Annotated in this window: 17 protein-coding genes; 4 read left to right on the top strand and 13 right to left on the bottom strand. The window is 46.8% G+C overall.

All coding sequences use genetic code 11. The annotated features are described in order from the left end of the window. Nucleotides 1-178 precede the first annotated feature (178 nt). From pnpS to ACINLD_RS16980, 6 genes are all read right to left on the bottom strand, one after another. A complete protein-coding gene (gene pnpS / locus ACINLD_RS16955; protein WP_026588224.1) occupies nucleotides 179-1,936 on the bottom strand; it encodes a two-component system histidine kinase PnpS in 1,758 nt (585 codons plus the stop codon). After that, nucleotides 1,929-2,651, bottom strand: coding sequence for a response regulator transcription factor (locus tag ACINLD_RS16960; protein ID WP_026588225.1), 723 nt, complete (start codon nucleotides 2,649-2,651; stop codon nucleotides 1,929-1,931). The genes pnpS and ACINLD_RS16960 overlap by 8 nt, the downstream gene beginning before the upstream one ends. A gap of 337 nt (nucleotides 2,652-2,988) precedes the next feature. Beyond that, the gene (gene mdh, locus ACINLD_RS16965) at nucleotides 2,989-3,927 is read right to left on the bottom strand and encodes a malate dehydrogenase (protein WP_026588226.1); all 939 of its coding nucleotides are present in this window, start codon (nucleotides 3,925-3,927) and stop codon (nucleotides 2,989-2,991) included. Nucleotides 3,928-3,978: 51 nt separating this feature from the next. After that, nucleotides 3,979-5,250, bottom strand: a complete 1,272-nt coding sequence (gene icd / locus ACINLD_RS16970) for an NADP-dependent isocitrate dehydrogenase (RefSeq protein WP_026588227.1) — start codon at nucleotides 5,248-5,250, stop codon at nucleotides 3,979-3,981. 154 nt (nucleotides 5,251-5,404) lie between these two features. Beyond that, complete coding sequence (citZ, locus tag ACINLD_RS16975) at nucleotides 5,405-6,523, bottom strand: citrate synthase (RefSeq protein ID WP_026588228.1); 1,119 nt, start codon at nucleotides 6,521-6,523, stop codon at nucleotides 5,405-5,407. Between the two features lie 449 nt (nucleotides 6,524-6,972). Then, a complete protein-coding gene (locus tag ACINLD_RS16980) occupies nucleotides 6,973-7,437 on the bottom strand; it encodes a DUF441 domain-containing protein (RefSeq protein ID WP_026588229.1) in 465 nt (154 codons plus the stop codon). 98 nt (nucleotides 7,438-7,535) lie between these two features. On the opposite strand from ACINLD_RS16980, the gene ytvI reads away from it, so the two are divergent. After that, on the top strand, nucleotides 7,536-8,654 hold the full coding sequence (ytvI, locus tag ACINLD_RS16985) for a sporulation integral membrane protein YtvI (RefSeq protein WP_077736213.1): 1,119 nt from the start codon (nucleotides 7,536-7,538) through the stop codon (nucleotides 8,652-8,654). Nucleotides 8,655-8,694: 40 nt separating this feature from the next. Here the strand turns inward: ytvI and ACINLD_RS16990 are convergent, their stop codons facing one another. The 7 genes from ACINLD_RS16990 to dnaE all read right to left on the bottom strand — a co-directional run bounded on the left by ACINLD_RS16990 (nucleotide 8,695) and on the right by dnaE (nucleotide 19,106). Further along, complete coding sequence (locus ACINLD_RS16990) at nucleotides 8,695-9,081, bottom strand: FxsA family protein (RefSeq protein ID WP_026588231.1); 387 nt, start codon at nucleotides 9,079-9,081, stop codon at nucleotides 8,695-8,697. Between the two features lie 121 nt (nucleotides 9,082-9,202). Further along, nucleotides 9,203-10,960 carry a pyruvate kinase gene (pyk, locus tag ACINLD_RS16995; protein WP_026588232.1) on the bottom strand — a complete coding sequence of 586 codons (1,758 nt, stop codon included), beginning with the start codon at nucleotides 10,958-10,960 and terminating at the stop codon, nucleotides 9,203-9,205. 23 nt (nucleotides 10,961-10,983) lie between these two features. Beyond that, nucleotides 10,984-11,943: a 6-phosphofructokinase gene (pfkA, locus tag ACINLD_RS17000; protein ID WP_026588233.1), complete on the bottom strand. Its 960-nt coding sequence runs from the start codon at nucleotides 11,941-11,943 to the stop codon at nucleotides 10,984-10,986. 241 nt (nucleotides 11,944-12,184) lie between these two features. Then, nucleotides 12,185-13,162 carry an acetyl-CoA carboxylase carboxyl transferase subunit alpha gene (accA, locus tag ACINLD_RS17005; RefSeq protein WP_026588234.1) on the bottom strand — a complete coding sequence of 326 codons (978 nt, stop codon included), beginning with the start codon at nucleotides 13,160-13,162 and terminating at the stop codon, nucleotides 12,185-12,187. Continuing rightward, entirely contained in the window at nucleotides 13,147-14,022 is an 876-nt protein-coding gene (accD, locus tag ACINLD_RS17010; RefSeq protein WP_026588235.1) for an acetyl-CoA carboxylase, carboxyltransferase subunit beta, read from the bottom strand. Before accD ends, accA begins: the two co-directional genes overlap by 16 nt. A 358-nt stretch (nucleotides 14,023-14,380) precedes the next feature. Then, nucleotides 14,381-15,616, bottom strand: a complete 1,236-nt coding sequence (locus tag ACINLD_RS17015) for an NADP-dependent malic enzyme (protein WP_409444485.1) — start codon at nucleotides 15,614-15,616, stop codon at nucleotides 14,381-14,383. Nucleotides 15,617-15,758: 142 nt separating this feature from the next. Then, nucleotides 15,759-19,106 carry a DNA polymerase III subunit alpha gene (gene dnaE, locus ACINLD_RS17020; RefSeq protein WP_409444484.1) on the bottom strand — a complete coding sequence of 1,116 codons (3,348 nt, stop codon included), beginning with the start codon at nucleotides 19,104-19,106 and terminating at the stop codon, nucleotides 15,759-15,761. Nucleotides 19,107-19,244: 138 nt separating this feature from the next. Between dnaE and ACINLD_RS17025 the strand changes: the two genes are divergently transcribed. The 3 genes from ACINLD_RS17025 (at nucleotide 19,245) to ACINLD_RS17035 (ending at nucleotide 20,373) form a co-directional block, all read left to right on the top strand. Continuing rightward, on the top strand, nucleotides 19,245-19,586 hold the full coding sequence (locus ACINLD_RS17025; RefSeq protein ID WP_026588238.1) for a YtrH family sporulation protein: 342 nt from the start codon (nucleotides 19,245-19,247) through the stop codon (nucleotides 19,584-19,586). Beyond that, nucleotides 19,583-20,086, top strand: a complete 504-nt coding sequence (gene ytrI / locus ACINLD_RS17030) for a sporulation membrane protein YtrI (RefSeq protein WP_026588239.1) — start codon at nucleotides 19,583-19,585, stop codon at nucleotides 20,084-20,086. The genes ACINLD_RS17025 and ytrI overlap by 4 nt, the downstream gene beginning before the upstream one ends. 107 nt (nucleotides 20,087-20,193) lie before the next feature. After that, the gene (locus ACINLD_RS17035; protein ID WP_026588240.1) at nucleotides 20,194-20,373 is read left to right on the top strand and encodes a hypothetical protein; all 180 of its coding nucleotides are present in this window, start codon (nucleotides 20,194-20,196) and stop codon (nucleotides 20,371-20,373) included. The last annotated feature ends 92 nt before the right edge of the window (nucleotides 20,374-20,465 follow it).

Consider the following 20,465-nt stretch of genomic DNA (forward strand, 5'->3'; position numbering starts at 1 on the left):
AAAGTTCATTTTGAAAGGAAAATCAGAGTCCTTTTTTTAGAAAGAAAACAAAAAAAGGGACGCGCTTGATGATCGCGTCCGTCCATATGGCTCCTTGGATGAAGGGGTTCACTAATGATCCTATCAGCCAAGTTTTAAACGTGTTTATCAAAGTTGTAAAGCCTTTGTAAAGTTTCTTTTATTCCTCACCGTTTGCAGCAGCTCGTGTTAAGCGGACCGTAAACACAGTGCCTTTTCCCCGCTCGCTTTCGACATCGATTTCTCCGTGATGCGCTTCGATCAAATGCTTGACGATGGCAAGGCCGAGACCTGTTCCCCCCGAATTCCTGCTTCTGTCTTTGTCAATCCGGTAGAACCGTTCAAAAATCCTCGGGATTTCCGAGCGCTTGATGCCGATCCCCGTATCTTTTACTTTGACCTGAACCGCATCTTCCAGCACTTCCGCATGAATCGTCACACTGCCTTTTTCCGGTGTGTATGTGATCGCATTGTTAACCAAATTCAAAAAAACCTGCTTTAGTCTGTGCGGATCTCCGGAAGCAACGGCAGGCACTGCCGGTTTTTCCAGGGTCAGCGCAATCCCTTTTTCCTCCGCTTTATTCTTTAACAGCATCTCGATCTCTTCGAGAATTTCGCCGATGTCACATTTTTGAATATTTAAGGTGAAGTTCTGCTGTTCGATTTTCGAAAGGTCCAATAGATCCTGAATGAGATTTTGCAGGCGGCCGCTTTCTTTTAAAATGATCGAGAGAAACTGCAAAAGGGTTTCCCGTTCGTTCATGGCTCCGTCCAACAGCGTCTCTGTGAATCCTTTGATCGAGGTAATTGGTGTTTTCAGCTCATGAGAAACATTCGCGACAAAGTCCTTCCTCATTTCTTCAAGCTTCTTTCTCTCCGTCATATCATGAAAAACGAGGACGATGCCTTTCCATTCATCATTGATGCCGATAATCGGAACACCGTCGACTTCAAAATATCTTCTCTCGATTTTGATCGGCAGCTTAAACATCTTGCGGACCTTTGTTTCCGTCATAAAGATTTCTTCGATGAGATTGATGATCTCTTCATGTTCAAGCACTTCATGGTAGAAGTGGTAGAGAAGCTGGTCGGCTTCTACATGGAACTGCTTTTGATAGGCCCGGTTTACAAGATGGATATAGCCTTTGCCATCGATTAAAATCAGGCCTGAATCGATATTTTCAATCACGGTTTGCAGCCGGTCCCGCTGCATTTCCTGCGCTCTTGTCATGTCCTGCAAATTTTGGGCGAGCATATTGATGGACTGGCTCAGCATCGTTTCATCTTCATTGAACGTCCTTGCTTTATAGTTTCCTTTCGCAAGCTCAATGGCAACTTGTGTCGCGGATTCAATCGGATTCGTGTATTGGGACGTAATTCTCGCCCCAAGCCCGGCAATGATTAAAAAAGCCGTTCCCAGGCTGACACCTAGAAGAATCCAAATTTTTTGATTGATATCCTGCAGAGAATCGACCGGAGAGCTGATCAGAATATAGCCTTGCAGCTCCCCCGCCTCTTTGAGCGGCTGGACATAGCGGAACACAGACTCATCACTCGGCCTGATTCTGAAGCCTCCGCCTTCGCCATCCAAATCGGTTTCAACCGCTTGTTTGATGACGGACTTGTTTGCCGCATGCTCTCCAAAATGAAAAAGAACCTGACCTTTTGTATCAATCAGTGATACATCACTGTCCAGTTCACGGCTTGCTTTCTCTAAAATTGCGCCTTGTTCAGAAGACTTAAGGTTTCCGGCATCCGTCAGCGAGGCTAGCAAGCCGGCCTCTTTTTCAATGTGGCTGCTTAATTTTGCATTGTAAGAGGAGTGGAACAAGTGAACAAGCAGAAAACCGAGTGAAGCAAATACGAGAATCAACAGCGTCAGCAGGGCAGCTAAAAGCCTGGTCCGGAATTTAATCATTCAGTTTCGGCTCCTCCATTTTGTAGCCAAGACCTCTAATCGTTTTAATGTATTCCGGTTTTTTCGTGTTTTTTTCGATTTTATCGCGAAGATGGCTGATATGGACGTCGACGATGCGCGTGTCTCCGGCAAAGTCGTAATTCCAGACAGCGTTCAAGAGAAGATCCCTTGTCAGCACCCTTCCTTTATGTTTTCCAAGATACAAAAGGAGCTCAAATTCCTTCGGCGTCAGCTCGAGACGCTCATTTTGAAAATACACTTCGTAATGTTCAGGCAGTATTTTTAGGTCGCCGATAATCAATTCACCCGCATCGATTTCTTCAGGTTCTTCGGGCTGAACAGACATCGTCTGTGTTCTTCTTAAAATCGCTTTGACCCTAGCCGTCACTTCTCTCGGGCTGAACGGCTTTGTCATATAATCGTCTGCGCCCAGCTCAAGTCCGAGCACTTTGTCAAATTCATCGTCCTTTGCGGTCAGCATCAAAATCGGATACATCAGCTTTTTCTGCCTAAGTTCCTTGCAGACTTCGATTCCGTCCATTTTCGGAAGCATCAGATCGAGCACGATCAGATCAGGCTTCTCTTCTATCGCCTTTAACAGGCCCGCCTCTCCGTCCATGGCCGTCACAACGTGGTAGCCTGACCTTTCAAGGTTATATTTAAGAAGCGTAACAATTGATTCCTCATCGTCTACAACTAATATCTTTTTGCTCATGACATGCCTCCAGGCTTCATATTTCCCCGACATCTCTATCTCTATTTTTATATGTGCGAAACGTTTTCACTCTTATTTTAACGAAAGCCTTTCTGTTCGACAATTTGATTTTTCATTGTTTTGAATAAAATCTCTTTTTTCTGCCAACATCCGGCCGTTCAATGGTGAAAAGTGAGATGACTGGTTCAAATTCCATTCAAAGACGAAAATGTCCGGGCAGATGATTATGATTAGGTATATGCTGACAGCCTCTGTTTATGTCTTTCATTTTCATTTTCTATATTATGTAATCCGAAAAACAGGCAGGCTTTTTATTAAGCCTGCCTGTCTGTTTGTTTTATGAGAGTACTTTCATCACGTTTTTAACCGATTGTACGGATTGATCAAGCTGACTTTTTTCAGACTCGGTCAGATCAAGCTCAATGATCTTTTCAAGACCGTTTCCGCCGATAATCGTCGGTACGCCGAGGTAAATACCGCTGTAGCCGTATTCGCCTTCAAGGAAGGCAATGGTCGGCAGCACGCGGCGCTGGTCTTTCAAGATCGCCTCAACCATCTCAGTCAGAGAAGCGGCTGGCGCATAATAGGCGCTTCCGTTTCCTAACAGGTTGACAATTTCTCCCCCGCCTTTTCTCGTCCTTTCGACAATGGCATCGATCCGGTCTTTTGGAAGAAGCGTTTCAAGCGGAACACCGCCTGCATAAGAGTAACGAACGAGCGGTACCATATCGTCGCCATGACCGCCCAGCACAAAACCGGTGATGTCTTTGACAGACAGGTTCAGCTCCTGAGCGACAAACGTTCTGAATCTTGCAGTATCCAGAATTCCGGACTGTCCGATGACCCGCTCTTTCGGAAAGCCCGATTCTTTGTATACGGCGTAAGTCATCGCATCAACAGGGTTTGTCAACACGATGATGATACAGTCAGGCGAATATTTGACAATTTCTCTGGTTACACTTCTCATGATTTTTTCGTTCGTAGCCACGAGGTCGTCCCGGCTCATTCCAGGCTTTCTTGCGATGCCCGCCGTAATGACGACAATATCAGAACCGGCCGTGTCTTCATAGTTCGCCGTCCCTTTCACATCCGCGTCAAATCCTTGGACAGGACTCGCTTCAAGCATATCGAGCGCTTTCCCTTTCGTAGGGTTCTCCAGCTGCGGAATGTCGACCAAAACGACGTCGGCCAATTCTTTTTGAGCCGTTAAGAATGCAGTTGTTGCACCTGTAAAACCCGCTCCGATGACAGATACTTTATTTCGCTTCTTTCCCATTTTTTCTACCCCTTTAATTGTTGTTTTTTTGTTATGAAACCCAGTTGCCGCTTAAGACATGTTTTTGATGAGCTCATCCCCGAACTCAGAGCATTTTACTTCTGTCGCGCCGTCCATCAGGCGGGCAAAATCGTAGGTCACGACTTTGGAAGCGATGGTTTTTTCCATCGATTGAATGATAAGGTCGGCAGCTTCATTCCAGCCTAAATGCTCAAGAAGCAGAACGCCGGAAAGGATGACCGAAGACGGGTTTACTTTGTCCAGTCCGGCATATTTAGGCGCTGTTCCGTGTGTCGCCTCAAAGATGGCATGTCCTGTTTCATAGTTGATGTTTGCTCCAGGTGCGATGCCGATTCCGCCCACTTGTGCTGCAAGGGCGTCTGAGATGTAGTCCCCGTTCAGGTTCATTGTCGCAACGACGTCAAACTCGGCCGGACGCGTCAGAATCTGCTGAAGGAAAATGTCGGCGATGCTGTCTTTAACGATGATTTTTCCGGCTGCTTCAGCTTCGCTTTGCGCTTTGTTAGCCGCGTCTTTGCCGTCTTTTTCGACGATGCGGTCGTATTCGGCCCATGTGAACACTTTATCGCCGAATTCTTTTTCAGCCACTTCATAACCCCAGTTTTTGAAGGCTCCTTCAGTGAATTTCATGATGTTTCCTTTGTGTACGAGTGTGACAGATTTGCGGCCGTGTTCAATCGCATACTCGATCGCCGCTCTGACAAGCCTTGATGTTCCCTCTTCAGAAACAGGCTTGATGCCGATGCCTGATGTTTCAGGGAAGCGGATTTTGTTGACACCCAGCTCGTTTTTCAGGAAAGAAATCAGCTTTTCAACTTCTTCAGAGCCTTTCGCATACTCGATGCCGGCGTAGATATCTTCGGTATTTTCACGGAAGATGACCATGTCTGTATCCTCAGGGCGCTTAACCGGGGATGGTACGCCAGTGAAGTAGCGGACAGGGCGCAGGCATGTAAACAAGTCAAGCTCTTGTCTGAGAGCGACGTTTAATGAACGGATTCCGCCGCCTACAGGAGTTGTTAAAGGACCTTTGATCGCGATGAGGTATTCGCGGATCGCGTCAAGCGTTTCCTCTGGAAGCCATTCACCGGTTTTGTTGTATGCTTTTTCCCCGGCGTAAACTTCTTTCCAGGTAATCTCTTTTTCGCCGTTATAAGCTTTTTCAACGGCTGCTTCCAAAACCCTGGAAGCCGCTCTCCAAATATCAGGACCGGTTCCGTCCCCTTCAATAAACGGGATGATCGGGTTGTTTGGAACGTTTAATACTCCGCCAGAGACTGTAATTTTTTCACCTTGTGCCACAATAAAACCTCCCATAATATGTAATTCATATAGAAAAACATCTGTTTCCCCCGTGAGTGCGGGGGACAAGCATGTTTTTTTCATAGATTCAATGTTTTAGAAAGAACCGTAAGAGGCCGGCCAGACGAGTCGCGGGCAAACCTCTTTACATCGGTCAGCTTCTTTCTTCAATCGGAATGAATGTCTGCATGTCAGGGCCTGTATAATCTGCGCGCGGGCGAATCAGACGGTTGTTTTCATACTGTTCAAGAATATGGGCAAGCCATCCTGATACCCTGCTGATCGCAAAAATAGGCGTGAAAAGATCATGGTCGATTCCTAAGCTATGATAAACCGATGCAGAATAAAAGTCTACGTTCGGCGGGAGCTTTTTTTGAGATGTGACGATTTGCTCAGTCCGCTCGGAAATCTCAAACCATTTGCTTTCACCGGTTAAATTCGTCAGCCGCCTGCTCATTTCCTTCAAATGTTTTGCACGCGGATCTCCCTGACGGTATACGCGGTGGCCGAAGCCCATAATCTTTTCTTTCTTTTCGAACTTGGCTTGAATATATGAATCTACATTTTCCACTTCACCAATCTCTGAAAGCATTTTCATAACAGCTTCGTTTGCTCCCCCGTGAAGCGGGCCTTTCAAGGCGCCGATTGCCGCTGTTATACCTGAGTAGACGTCAGAAAGCGTGGCTACGCATACTCTGGCCGTGAAAGTCGATGCGTTCAGTTCATGATCCGCGTGCAGGATCAAAGCTTTGTCAAACGCTTCCACTTCTATCGGCGAAGGTTCTTTTCCATTCAGCATGTAGAGAAAATTAGCGGCAAAGCCGAGTTCCGGATTTGGCTCGATCGGCTCAAGCCCTTTGCGGATTCTTGAAAATGCGGCGACAAGCGCAGGCATCTTGGCCTGTAGACGGACCGCTTTTCTGTAATTTGCATCCGAATCCATTTGATCTGCTTCTTCGTCGAACAATCCCAGTAAAGAAACGGCTGTGCGCAGTGCTGCCATCGGGTGGACTTTTCCATTTGAGTAGGATTTGAAATGATCAATTACTTCTTTGGGGATACCGGCATTCTCAGAAAGCTGTTTTTTTAGCTCGGTAAGCTCTTCCCTGTTCGGCAGCTTTAAATGCCAAAGCAGATACACAACTTCTTCAAAGCTGGCTTTTTGTGTCAAATCATCGATGTTATACCCTACATATGTAAGGGTGTCATCAATAATTGAACTCACTGATGATGTAGTGGCGACTACCCCTTCTAGGCCGCGTGTTGCTGTCATATACATCTCTCCCTTATTTAAAGATTTCCCCTTTTAAAATTAAACCAAAACCCTGGAGCAAAAACAACGCAGAATGTAAACACCACCTTTTGGCTCAAAAGAAAATGCTTACATAAAATCGTTTTTCAAATAAAACAATCGCGGTGTTTTATATACCATTCAATACTCCGATATGCTTAATGAAGATTAAGCCTATTTATATTATAAACAAATTTCAGACATTTGTTAAATGTTTAACTATAGTTTTTTTTTCTTATTTTCCCCCCCAATCGGCTTTTCTTTACAGATTTCTAGTAGTTTTACAGGCTTTATTTATATTCAATTATGTTTTTTTGAAAAAATACGATGCTGAAATTTTTTCGGTTCCGAAACGTTTTATTCTCTTATCAAACGAAAAAACCCCTTTTTTAAAGGGGTGCATTTTTTCGAGACTGTCTTGCCATGTATGCCTACGGAGTGAAATGCTGTACCGCCTGCATGACAAGATATGCGATGCCGGCGCCGATTAAAGGGCCGACCGCGACACCTTTAAATAAAGCGACGGCTAAAATCGTTCCGAACACAAGGGCGGTTGTAATATGCGGATCTTCCGCAAGCAATGTGATGCCGTTTTTGGCGATCAGCGCTACGAGGATGCCGGCGCCGAGGGCGATCCACGCATAATATGATTTCACCGCTTCACCGAGCTGCTTAAATCCGATCTCGCCTGTTGCAATCGGCACTAAAACGGCGATCGTAATCACCGTCACGCCCCAGTTGATTCCCTTGGATTGTATGGCGGGAAACAGCTTTTGGTCGAGGCCGACCAGCTTGATTAAAAGCAGGACGGATACGGCAATGATTAAAGACTGGTTTTTCGCGACTAAAGCGATCGCCAGCAAAAGTAGCAAAAATAAATTGGCTTGAGTAAACATCTGCTTTCATCTCCATTTTTTATTGACCTTTCTCATAATAACAAGACTCATGAATAAAATGAAATTAGGACACGCTTTCTGATCAGGAGGATTTTGACGTGAATCAATCCCATCTTGCAATTGCACTTCGGGCGGGCTCTGTGCTCATCCTCGCTGCGGCTATCGGAACGCTCGGCTACTACTCTTTCCCGTTAACCTATCCTTTTGTGATTGCCCTTATTCTCGCTGTCATCATCAATCCTTTTGTGGAATGGCTGGAAGAGCGGTCGGGCTTTCCGAGGGGTCTTAATGTCGCCATTGTACTGTCCGCTTTTTTGACAGCGGGGGCCGGTTTTTTAACATTGATCGTCGCCGAAATCGCCTCCGGTGCTGCTTATTTGGCCAAAATACTGCCCGCCCAGCTGAATCGGGCAGCTCTTTATGTCGAGCATTTTTTCACAAACAGAATCATGCCGCTGTACAATCAGCTTGCCGCATATTTTGACGGGCTCGAAGCCGGCCAGCAGGAATCCATCATCACGCAGATCGAACATTTGGGCAGTAAAATCGCTTCAAGCACCGCCTTATTCCTTTCTAAAATTCTTGAAACGGTGCCGCTTTTTTTCGCATTTCTGCCAAATACGGCAGCCGTGCTGATTTTTTCACTGCTGGCCACTTTTTTCATCAGCAAAGATCTTCATAAATTGAAAAAAGGAGCGCAGGCATTTTTACCAGAACGCCTGGTCTCGGGGGCAGCTGCGGTCTATGCTGAATTGAAAAAAGCACTAGCGGGATTTTTAAAGGCTCAGCTTGCACTCGTGACCATCACGATGGTTCTCGTGATGATCGGACTGTTCGTATTAAAGGTCAACCACGCGATCGCCATCGCCTTTTTGATCGCGATTGTCGATCTTCTCCCATATCTCGGGGCGGGGTCTGTGTTTGTCCCATGGATCGTCTATTTAGCGATAACCAAACAGCTGCCGCTTGCGATCGGCCTCGGGGTTTTGTACGTTGTGGTCCTGCTTTTCAGACAGCTTGCCGAACCAAAAATTTTGAGCAAATCGATCGGACTTCACCCTTTAAGCACGTTAATCGCCCTTTTTGCCGGGTTCAAGTTGTTTGGGTTTCTCGGACTGATCATGGGTCCCGCGCTTCTCGTCCTTATTCAAGCGCTCTTTACGACGGGGATTTTAAAAGATATATGGCTATTTATTATAAAAGGAGAGCAAAAATAAACGACAATCCGCATTACAGCAGGCTGCCGCACCAATAAAACTATTTGATGATTTTCACCCGCCTGCCTTCAGACATCCTTTTCAGCTTGCGGGACAAGAATGGCTTCAGACGGTTGCGTGAAGCCGGAAACAGAAGCAGCAATCCGATGATATCCGATAAAAACCCGGGCAAAAGAAGCAGCATGCCGCCAATGAAGATACAGAGCCCGTCTAAAATCGCATCTCCGGGCATCTTTCCGTATTGAAGATCCCGCTGCACCTTGTGGTATACCTCGATCCCTTGTTTTTTTGCGAGAGCTGCACCGAGAAAGCCCGTCAGGATGATCAGCAAAACGGTCGGAAGCACGCCGATCCAATTAGCCGACAATAAAAACAGACCGATTTCACTAGCGGGGAAGATGACGAGAAATAATAAGAAAAACTTCATTGCTTTCACCTCGTGTTCTTAGATAGAAGCGAACGGCCGCTCTTTTTTTGTGCACGTTTTCATAGCTTGCAAAAAAAGAAGGGAAATGGATTCCCCTTCTTTTCCGGAAAATGACAAGATATTAAAGAACGCTTGCACGTCCTCTGTAAACTGCTCCTCTGGCTGAGTCGACCGTAATTTCTTCACCTTGTTTCAAGATGGAAGTGGCATTTTCGACACCGACAATAACAGGAATGCCGAGGCTTAAGCCTACAACAGCCGCATGGCTTGTTAAGCCGCCTTCTTCCGTGATCAAAGCACCCGCTTTTTCGATCGATGCGATCATATCGCGGTCCGTGCATTTTGTCACCAATACGGCGCCGTCTTTCATTTTTTCGCTCGCGTCTTTCGCGTTTTCGGCAATGACCACTTCTCCTATCGCCGATTTACGGCCGATTCCTTGTCCTTTTGCCACCACATCACCGACAACATATACCTTCATCAAGTTCGTTGTACCGGCTTCACCGACAGCACCGGCTGTAATCACAATCAAATCGCCATGGCGGACAAGGCCTGTATCAAGCGACTTTTGCACCGCATTTTCAAGCATCTCATCCGTAGAGCTGTGATTTTGGCCGCTCGTAGCGAAAACGCCGAAGACAAGAGACAGCTTTCTTGAAACGGAGTCATTGACAGTAACGGCAACGATCGGCGCCTGCGGGCGATATTTGGAGATCATTCTCGCTGTATGGCCGCTTTCTGTAGGCGCCACAATCGCCGAAACATCGAGATTAATCGCTGTGTGTGCAACGGACTGGCCGATTGCATCGGTAATCGACATACCGACTTGTTTGCTCCTTGCAGAAAGAATTTTTTTATGGTTGAGCGCTTCTTCTGAGCGGGATGCAATATTGTGCATCGTCTGCACGGCTTCTACCGGATAATTTCCGGCTGCCGTTTCACCTGAAAGCATGATCGCATCTGTGCCGTCAAAGATCGCATTTGCGACATCGCTCGCTTCAGCGCGCGTCGGACGCGGGTTGCGCTGCATGCTGTCCAGCATCTGTGTTGCCGTGATGACAGGCTTGCCGAGCGCATTACATTTTTTGATCAGCTCTTTTTGAACGAGCGGCACCTCTTCCGCCGGGATTTCAACGCCCAAATCGCCGCGGGCAACCATCAGGCCGTCAGACACTTCCAGAATGCGGTCGATATTATCGACGCCTTCCTGATTTTCGATTTTCGGGATAATTTGGATGTCTGTTGCGCGATGCTCTTCAAGCAATTCGCGGATTTCAAGAACATCTGACGGGCGGCGCACAAATGACGCAGCGATGAAATCGACGCCTTGTTCAATTCCGAAGACGATATCCTTCGCGTCCTTTTCCGTAATTCCCGGAAGGTTCACACTGACACCCGGCACATTGACGCCTTTTTTATTTTTGAGTGTTCCGCTGTTCATGACTTTCGTCAAAATTTCGCCATTATCTGCGTTCACTTCGATGACTTCAAGACCGATCAGGCCGTCGTCAAGTAAAATGGTTGAACCTGCTGACACATCATCAATCAAACCGTCATATGTAACAGAAATTTTTTCTGTCGTCCCAATGACTTCCTCCATTGAAACGATCAGCTGTGAACCGGCTTCCAGCTCAATTGCACCATTTTCCATCGTGTGCGTGCGGATTTCCGGCCCTTTTGTATCAAGAAGAATCCCTACATCTTTTCCGAGCTTGGCGGCCGCTTCGCGGATGTTTTTGATCCTTGCGCCGTGCTCTTCAAAATCTCCGTGGGAAAAGTTGAGACGCGCCACGTTCATTCCGGCTTCCATCAGCTGAGTGAGCTTTTCCACACTTTCGCTGGCCGGACCTATTGTACAAACGATTTTAGTCTTTCTCATATTGCTTCCTCCTCGGGTTTACACTAGATTGACAGTTCTTGAGACAGGCGGTACATGCTCTGGTCAACGGTATGTTTCTGATCAAGAATTTCAATGATATCATGATGAACAAGTTTATTATTTTGAATGCCTACACAGCGTCCGCCTTTTCCTTCAAGAAGCAGTTCAACCGCAAAGGCTCCCAGCCGGCTCGCCAATACGCGGTCAGCGGCCGTCGGTGATCCCCCGCGCTGAATGTGTCCAAGAACGGATACTCTAGTTTCGAGATTTGTGGCTTCTTCGATCCGTTTGCCGAATTCAACTCCGCTTCCGACACCTTCTGCAACGATGATGATGCTGTGTTTTTTGCCGCGCTCATGTCCTCTTTGCAGTCTGGCGAGGATCTCTTCCATATCGTAGTCGGCTTCAGGAATCAGAATCGATTCCGCTCCTCCGGCCAGACCTGACCATAGTGCGATATCTCCGGCATGGCGGCCCATTACTTCGATCACATATGTACGTTCATGAGATGTCGCCGTATCCCTGATTTTGTCAATGGCGTCAATCACGGTGTTTAAGGCCGTATCAAAGCCGATCGTCAAATCTGTTCCAGGAATGTCGTTGTCGATCGTTCCCGGTACGCCGACGCAAGGAAAACCGTGTTCTGTCAGCTTCTTGGCTCCCATATAAGAACCGTCTCCGCCGATGACAACTAATCCTTCTATCCCATATTTTTTCAGGTTCGCTATGCCTTTTTCCCGTCCTTCTACCGTTTTAAACTCTGGACATCTTGCTGTATAAAGCTTTGTTCCGCCGCGGTGGATGATATCTCCGACAGAACCGAGTTCTAGCTTTTCTATTTTGCCGTTGATTAAACCTGAATAACCATTATAAATTCCGTAAACTTCCACATTATGGTATATCGCTTTCCTGACAACCGCGCGAACAGCCGCGTTCATTCCAGGGGAATCCCCGCCGCTCGTCAATACTCCGATACGCTTCATCTTTTTCACCTCTAAAACTTATATAATTTACCTTAACACGTACATTGCCGCAAAAACAATGAAAAAGGGATGTAATTTTTCTGAAAATCCCTTATAAAACCTTAATCATTATACAATTAAACAAACAGTTTTTAAATAAATTTTAAACAAACTCTTTGAAAAATCGCGGCAAATGACACAATCCTTTCACTTTCTTCGCTCTCATAAAAAATAAACGTGAGCCAAAAGGCCTCACGTTTACTTATTTTACCCCAACATATTGGTTTTCAGTCGAGATTTTTCCAATTGATTTATATTTGTCATATCTTTGCTGGATTAACTCCGTTTGATCCAGTTTCAACAGGGACTTGAGCGCATCTTTCAGCACTTCATCAATATATCCGGCCTGCTTCTTCACATCGCGGTGTGCTCCGCCTCTTACTTCTTTTATAACATGATCGATAATATCTAATTCTTTCAGATCGGGAGCGGTGATTTTCATTGTTTCAGCCGCTTTTTTGGCGAGCCCTGAATCCTTCCAGAGAATCGCTGCCGCGCCTTCTGGAGAGATCACCGAATAAGTTGAGTTTTCCAGCATGAATAAGCGGTTTGCAACGCCGAGCGCAAGGGCTCCCCCGCTTCCTCCTTCGCCGATGACGATGGAGATGACGGGCACGGAGAGTCCTGCCATTTCAAAAAGGTTTTTCGCGATGGCCTCGCTTTGCCCTCTTTCTTCAGCCGCTTTTCCCGGATAAGCTCCTTTTGTATCGATAAAGCAAATGATCGGCCTGTTAAATTTATCAGCTTGATGCATCAGCCTCAGCGCTTTTCGGTATCCTTCCGGATGCGGCATCCCGAAATTGCGGCGGATGTTCTCTTTTGTATCCTTCCCCCGCTGTTGGCCGATGACGGTAACAGGAAGCCCCTTGAACTTGGCGATGCCGCCGACAATCGCTTCATCATCACCGAAATAACGATCCCCGTGGCATTCGAAAAAATCGGTAAAGAGATGTTCGATATAATCGAGCGTTGTCGGACGGTTCGGATGCCTTGCAATCTGGACTCTGTCCCAGGCTTTCAGGTTTGTATAGATATCTTCTTCAAGCCGTTCCAGACGCGCTTCAAGCTTTGTAATTTCAGCGCTTAAATCCATATCCGAATTCTGTGTAAACTTTTTCAGTTCGGCAATCTTATCGCGCAGTTCGATTACCGGCTTTTCAAATTCTAATTCTCCAGCCACTCGAGATCACCTCCAGTTTGGTGCATGCTTAAAATGCTGCCGAGCGTTTTTCTCATGTCGGCTCTGTGAACGACGGAGTCAAGCTGTCCGTGTTTCAGCAGGAATTCTGCCGTCTGAAAATCCTCGGGCAGTTCTTCACGGATCGTTTGTTCAATAATTCTTCTGCCTGCAAAGCCGATCAGGGCGCCTGGCTCGGCGAGATTGTAGTCTCCGAGGGACGCAAAGCTTGCGGACACCCCGCCTGTCGTCGGATGTGTCATCACCGAAATGATCAAGCCTTGTTCTTCGCTGAAGAGCTTCAGTGCGGAGCTTGTTTTCGCCATCTGCATCAAACTGAGAAGGCCTTCCTGCATTCTCGCTCCTCCGGAAGCTGTAAAAATGATGAAAGGAATTTTTTCTTCTCTCGCTTTTTCAATCGCCAGCGTAATTTTTTCACCGACAACAGATCCCATGCTTCCCATTCTGAAGCTTGAGTCCATTACTGCGACGACCGCCGGATGCCCGTCGATCATGCCTTTTCCGGTTACGACAGCCTCGTTTAAAGACGTCTTTTCCTTGTCTTTTTCAAGCTTCTCCAGATAACCCGGGAATTCGAGCGGATTTTCCGAGACCATATCCTGATTAAATTCTTCAAAAGTCTGGTCGTCAACCAGGCTTTTTATACGCTGCTTCGCGTTCATTTGCAGATGATAGCCGCAGTTCATGCAGACCCTTAAGTTTTTATCGAGCTCTTTTGTGAGCATGATTTTTTTGCAGTTGGGGCATTTGGTCATAATCCCTTCCGGCACATCTTGCTTCGCCTTTTCCGCGGGAACGGAAGCGTATTTCTTTTTCTTTTTAGTGAATATATCTTTTAACAAAAGATTACCTCCCTTTTTGAAGGGTTCTTCATATATGCCTGTCCTGCTCATAGACTAGAACATCACTATACCGAAACTATTGTACTTTTTTTGTCAAACCGTGTCATCCTCAATTCGACATTTTTAATCGGCAAACGCGGAAATCAAGGTGAACGGGATCAGCGGGCGGCAATTTGATATATCAGCCTTGAGAGCGGATACAAAAGATTGAAAAAGCAGGCCGAAAAAAATTTCCCGGAAGCGTCTGACTCCCCTGGCGCATCTCCAATAAGAGGAAAAAACGCGCAGTTCATTTGAGAAACAGCGCGTGACAGCTCCCTGAAACAGGGCTGTCACGCGCTGATCAAAATGAGAAGTTTTAGTTTTCTTCGATCACTGCCAGTTTTCTTGTTTTTTCAGCGACTTCTTCAGGATCTACATCGATCCTCGCCACCCCTGTCTCCATCGCGGCTTTGGCAACAGCTTTGGCAACGGCCGGGGCGACCCTCTGATCAAATGGAGCCGGAATCACGTATTCAGGTTTTAGTTCTTCGTCGGAGACGAGCGATGCGATCGCTTCAACAGCGGCGATTTTCATCTCTTCGTTGATGTGGGTTGCGCGTACGTCAAGCGCTCCGCGGAAAATGCCCGGGAATGCGAGGACATTGTTCACCTGGTTAGGGAAATCTGAGCGGCCTGTGCCGACGACGCTTGCTCCGGCTTCATGCGCTTCGCTAGGCATAATTTCCGGATTTGGGTTGGCCATGGCGAAAATGATCGGCTGATCCGCCATGCTTTGAACCATTTCTTTTGTCAGGGCTCCTTCTACAGATACACCGATAAAAACATCCGCATCCTTGATCACGTCTTGAAGCGATCCTTCTATTCGGTTTTTATTTGTGTACTTGGCAACCTCGGCTTTTACAGCGTTCATGCCGTTCGGACGCCCTTCATAAATCGCGCCCTTTGTATCGCACATAATGATGTCGCGAACGCCAAAATGATAAAGCAGCTTGATAATGGCGATTCCGGCCGCACCGGCTCCGTTGGCCACAACTTTAACGGAGGACATCGATTTGCCTGACAGCTTAAGGGCATTGACAAGGCCTGCTACAGTAACGATTGCGGTACCGTGCTGATCATCGTGGAACACCGGAATTTTCGTTTCTTTTTTGAGGCGTTCTTCAATGACAAAGCAGTTCGGAGCCGCAATATCTTCCAGGTTGACACCGCCGAATGTCGGCTCAAGCAGCTTGACCGTTTCAACAATTTTATCCACATCCGATGTATTTAAACAAATCGGGAAAGCGTCCACACCAGCGAAGCTTTTGAAAAGCACCGCCTTTCCTTCCATGACGGGAAGGGCGGCTTCAGGGCCGATATTGCCGAGGCCGAGCACAGCCGTCCCGTCTGATACGACTGCTACCATGTTTCCCTTCATTGTATAATCATATACTTTGCTGTTGTCATCATAAATGGCTTTGCATGGCTCCGCTACACCGGGAGAATACGCAAGGCTTAAATCATCCGCATTTCGAACCTGCACTTTTGATTTTGATTCTAATTTACCTTGGTTTACTTTGTGCATATGCAGCGCTTTTTCTTTCAATGACATATTAACAAACACTCCTTCAAGGGAATTCTGTCTAAAATTTTGCTTCGGGTCCTGCTAAGATTCTTGTAAAACGAGCAATAGAATCTTAAAAATGATAACACAATTCCCGCATTTTTTTAATCGAATATGCTCATATCGGCTGCTATCTGAGCACAACATTTCTTTCGCCGACGACGCTTTTCAGCCTGTAAAGCACGGCGTGATCGGCCGTTATGCTGTACGCCTCGGGAAGCTTCATCGTTTGTTTTTTCTTTTCGTAGTAGATGCAGACCGGTGTACCGCCTTTGTGCTCAAGCAAAATGCTGCTGATTTTTTCAAGGATTTCTTGGTTATGCTGATTTTCCTCCACTTTGATATAAACGGAAGGCTGCCTTTTGGTGTGCAACGATTCAAGCAGGGAAACTGAGGCGACAATCAGCTGGCGCTTTTCGTTTCTTGTCTCGATGCGCCCCTCCGCAAAAACTTGCGCCCCCTCTTCCAATATCGGCGAAAGCTGTCTGAACTGCTCTGGAAAAACGACCGCTTCCATTTCCCCGCTTTCATCGCTCAATTCAAGAAAAGCCATCGTCTGTCCCGTTTTTGTCCGGATCGTTTTCATTTTGGTTAAAAGCGCGCCGAGCGCGGCTTTTTTCTGATCTGAGGCGAGAAGCTGAATGATCGGATGCGCCCCCGCCTCAGCCAATCGCTCGCGATGAACGGAAAGCGGATGGTTTGAGAAGTAGATGCCGAGCGTTTCTTTTTCGCGGGCAAGCAGGTCGACGAGCGGCATTTCTTCCACTTCTGCATATTTCGGCTTGATGGTCAAGCCTTCATCAAGGAAGAAGCCGAGCTGGTCATTGTCCCCGGCAAATAATTCAGCATGCTCCAATGCGATGTCTATCGAAGCCAGCAATGTGGCGCGGTTTTCGCCGAATTCATCCATTGCCCCGGCGAATATTAACGCTTCGATCGTTTTCCTGTTCACGCTTTTCACAGAGGTCCTGACGCAGAAATCGAACAGGTCGGAAAATGGCTTTTCCCTTCTCGCTCTGTAAATGTCTTTCACCGCGGAAATGCCGACGCCTTTCACTGCTCTCAGGCTATAGCGGAGCGCGCCGTTTTCAACAGTGAACGGGTAGCCGCTTTTGTTGATCGAAGGCCCCAAAACGTTCAACCCTTTGCCTTTTGCTTCATAGATGTACTGGGCAAGCTTCTCCTCATTGCCGATCGCGCTCGTCAAAAGCCCGCACATAAAATACAGGGGAAAATGAGCTTTTAAATAGGCGAGCTGATAGCCGATCATGCTGTAGGCAACCGCATGGCTGCGGTTAAAACCGTAATTGGCAAATTTCACAATCAGATCGTATACCTCATTTGCTGATTGAGCGGAATATCCTTTTTTCAAACACCCATTAATAAAATGATTTCTCTCTGTATCAAGGATTTCCTTGTTTTTTTTGCCGACGGCTCTTCTGAGAAGGTCGGCTTCCCCCAGTCTGAAGCCCGCCATTTTTGATGCAATCATCATGATCTGCTCCTGATAGACAATGACTCCGTACGTGTCTTTTAAAATGTCCTTCAGATCTTCGTGCGGGTAAAATACCGGAGATTGGCCGTGCTTTCTCTTGATGTACAGCGGAATATTTTCCATCGGTCCGGGGCGGTACAGGGCGTTGACGGCGACAATATCCTCAAGGCTAGTCGGCTTCAGCCTTTTTAAGACATTTCTCATGCCGGCTGATTCGAGCTGAAAAATACCCGTTGTATCCCCTGCCGACAACAGTTGAAACGTTTGCTCATCGCGATAGGAAATATCCGAGAGATCAATCTTGATCCGTTCCTTTTTTTCAATCAGCGCCTTGATCGACTCGATGAGCGTCAAGTTGCGCAGGCCGAGAAAATCCATTTTCAAAAGTCCCAAATCTTCCAGATAGCTCATGGAATACTGTGTTAAATATACGCCGTCATGGCCCTCCTGTATCGGTATTACATTGGTCAGGGGCTCTTCGCTTAAGACGACCCCTGCCGCGTGAATCGATGTATGGCGCGGCAAACCTTCGATTTTTTGGGCCGTTTTAAATATCTCCTGCAGCTTTTTTGATTCTTTGAGTCGTTTGCCGAGCTCTGAAGAATGTTCCAGGGCTTCTTTTAATGTGACTCCCGGCTTGGAAGGAATCAGCTTCGCCAGCTGATCGGCTTCCTTCGGGCTGATGCCCATCACCCGTCCGACGTCTCTTAGCGCCGCTTTGGCGGCCAGTGTTCCAAATGTAATAATCTGGGCAACATGCATGTCGCCGTATTTATTTTTGACGTACTGAATGACTTCATCCCTTCGCGTATCCGGAAAATCGATATCTATATCAGGCATGCTGATCCGCTCGGGATTTAAAAACCGCTCGAACAGCAGCTTATGTTTGATCGGGTCCACATCTGTGATAAACAGCGTATAGGCGACAAGAGAACCGGCCGCAGATCCGCGGCCCGGGCCTGTAAAAATTCCGTTTTCGTGCGCAAATTTCATAAAATCCCAAACGATTAAGAAATAGTCGCTGAAGGCCATGTCTCGAATAACGGCAAGCTCATATTCAAGCCGCTCGGCATATTCCTGTGAAGGCGGTTCGGCAAGCCGCTTCCTAAGCCCTTCAAAGCAAAGTTCGGCTAAGTAATCGTCGGGATTCTTCCCGTCCGGCGCCGGATATTTGGGCAGACGCGTCTGGCCGAGGCTCAAATCGACGCGGCATTGCCTTGCGATCTTGATCGTGTTCTCCAATGCGTCGGGCTGGTCCTGATAAATCTCCAGCATTTCAGCTGGCGGTTTTAAATCAAGATGCTGATCGTTCTTCCCCTCCAGGTTTTCTCCGAGTTTTTCCCCCGCTTTAATCGCTTTTAAGCACGTATAGGCTGTGACATCCTCTTTCTCGATGTACCTGACGTCTCCAGAGGCGGCGATCGGAATTCCCGTTTTTGCCGACAGCTCAAGAATGCGTTCAGAAAGGAACGGGTCTGCTTTGTACGGCTGATATGACAAATAAAAGCTGCCTTCGCCAAAGATGGACTGATAGCGGAGCGCGGCCTCTTCGGCCTCTTTTGTCAGACCCTCTTTTAAAAGGGTTTCAACATAGCTTGTCTCACCTGTTGTCAGCGCGATAATGCCTTCATGATAGCTTTTGAGCCATTTTTCCTTGATGCCTGTTTTTGATTTTGACTGTAAAACACTGCTGATTTTCAGCAGATTATTGTATCCGTTATTTGTTTTCGCTAACAGAACGAGCGGATATGAAAGCTGTTCTTTTTCATCTGTCAAAACGGCTGCGGTCAGCCCGATAATCGGCTTGATGCCGCGTTTTTTGCACGCTTTGTAAAACTCCACCGCTCCGTACATGACCTCATCATCCGTCAAGGCCAGTGCGCTGTAACCCAGCTCTTTCGCCTTGGCCGTGAGATCCTCTACAGATGCGGCGCTGTTTAACAAGCTGTAGCCGCTATGTACTTGCAGGTGAACAAAAGGCATTCTGTCACCCCTTCCTTTTTCGAGCCATCTCTTTTCATTATAAGATGTGAGTGAATGAGAAACAAATGTTCTTTCTTGTCTTTTCGATCATACTTGTCTCGCTTTGTCCATATCATGTTAAAAGGTGAGGTGATCGAAATGGACCCTGAACAGCCCTTTTTGCCAAACTTTATCAGTTCTTATTTTATTGCGCTCGGCGTTCTTCTCGGCGGTGCATTGATCGGCGGCATCGGCGCTTACCTGTCGGGGCAGCCGCCTTTGTCGATTATTACAAGTCTTGCCAACCGACTGAAGATCTGGGCACTGGTCGCCGCCATCGGCGGTACATTCGATGCCGTTTACAGCTTTGAAAGAGGCATCATTGAAGGCAATACAAGAGACATCGTAAAACAGCTTCTCCTGATCCTTTCGGCGATGGGAGGAGCGCAGACAGGGTTTTTGATCATCAATTGGCTCACACAGGAGCATATCTCCTCATGAGAATTCCTCCTTACTATAAAAAGCCGGGATGGCAGCGTTTTTTTGCCGGAATGATGTGCGGAGCCATCGTCAGCTGGCTCGTTTTTCTGTTTACGTACGGCACCTTTCAGGAAAAGCAGGTCGTGATGATTCGTGAACAGAAGGAGCGCATCGAAGACTTGAATGACCAGATCACCATTTACCGGGAGGATCTCCATAAACTGAATGAAGACAATAAAAGAAGACTGTTGATTCAAAGCGTGGACGTCAAGCTGATCAACGGGAAACAATACAAGCTGTCACAGCCTGACATGATGAATTTTGAAGAGCACATTCGCGATGATATTTCAGATGTCATTACAAAGGATATCGAAAGTGTTTACCGGACAAAAGAGCTTTTAAAGCGCACGATTGAAAACAAGGAATATACGATTAACGATAAAACCTACAAAGCCAAAGTGACAGAATTGACGATCTATACGAGGCTTTCTGTGGAAATTAAAATATCTTTTTCAGAATGAAAATATGGATTTTTTTTAACTATTTAAAGACATTCGTCGCTTTTTTCCATATTTTATTTTAAACTGACAGTAAGCGATACGAAAGCTAAAAAAGGGAGGAAGGCAGAATGTACATTTACAGTTACCATCAGCTGGCAAGAGATAAAGTCAACCGGATCAAGCTCGGCTACTCGGCTTATGCGGAAACTGAAAGTCTCGCGTCCCTTATCAAAAAAGAACTGCAAGCGCAAAACATTCATGTCTACGAAGATGTGACAGATCTCGGTTCCTGGTTTATTCCCGAGTAAACCGGAGCGCATGCAGCCCGTGCCGTCCAGGCTTTCTTATCTGACGGCGTATCAATAACGCAAAAATTGCAAACGCATACAATCATACTGCA

The sequence above is a fragment of the Bacillus sp. z60-11 genome, from assembly GCF_046464135.1.
Taxonomy (GTDB): domain Bacteria; phylum Bacillota; class Bacilli; order Bacillales; family Bacillaceae; genus Bacillus; species Bacillus sonorensis_A.

Excerpts from the sequence above, each read along its gene's own strand:
- pnpS (WP_026588224.1), bottom strand. The coding sequence starts at position 1,936 with ATGATTAAATTCCGGACCAGGCTTTTAGCTGCCCTGCTGACGCTGTTG.
- ACINLD_RS16960 (WP_026588225.1), bottom strand. The coding sequence starts at position 2,651 with ATGAGCAAAAAGATATTAGTTGTAGACGATGAGGAATCAATTGTTACG.
- mdh (WP_026588226.1), bottom strand. The coding sequence starts at position 3,927 with ATGGGAAAGAAGCGAAATAAAGTATCTGTCATCGGAGCGGGTTTTACA.
- citZ (WP_026588228.1), bottom strand. The coding sequence starts at position 6,523 with ATGACAGCAACACGCGGCCTAGAAGGGGTAGTCGCCACTACATCATCA.
- ACINLD_RS16980 (WP_026588229.1), bottom strand. The coding sequence starts at position 7,437 with ATGTTTACTCAAGCCAATTTATTTTTGCTACTTTTGCTGGCGATCGCT.
- ACINLD_RS16990 (WP_026588231.1), bottom strand. The coding sequence starts at position 9,081 with ATGAAGTTTTTCTTATTATTTCTCGTCATCTTCCCCGCTAGTGAAATC.
- pyk (WP_026588232.1), bottom strand. The coding sequence starts at position 10,960 with ATGAGAAAGACTAAAATCGTTTGTACAATAGGTCCGGCCAGCGAAAGT.
- pfkA (WP_026588233.1), bottom strand. The coding sequence starts at position 11,943 with ATGAAGCGTATCGGAGTATTGACGAGCGGCGGGGATTCCCCTGGAATG.
- ACINLD_RS17015 (WP_409444485.1), bottom strand. The coding sequence starts at position 15,616 with ATGTCATTGAAAGAAAAAGCGCTGCATATGCACAAAGTAAACCAAGGT.
- dnaE (WP_409444484.1), bottom strand. The coding sequence starts at position 19,106 with ATGCCTTTTGTTCACCTGCAAGTACATAGCGGCTACAGCTTGTTAAAC.
- ACINLD_RS17025 (WP_026588238.1), top strand. The coding sequence starts at position 19,245 with ATGGACCCTGAACAGCCCTTTTTGCCAAACTTTATCAGTTCTTATTTT.
- ytrI (WP_026588239.1), top strand. The coding sequence starts at position 19,583 with ATGAGAATTCCTCCTTACTATAAAAAGCCGGGATGGCAGCGTTTTTTT.
- ACINLD_RS17035 (WP_026588240.1), top strand. The coding sequence starts at position 20,194 with ATGTACATTTACAGTTACCATCAGCTGGCAAGAGATAAAGTCAACCGG.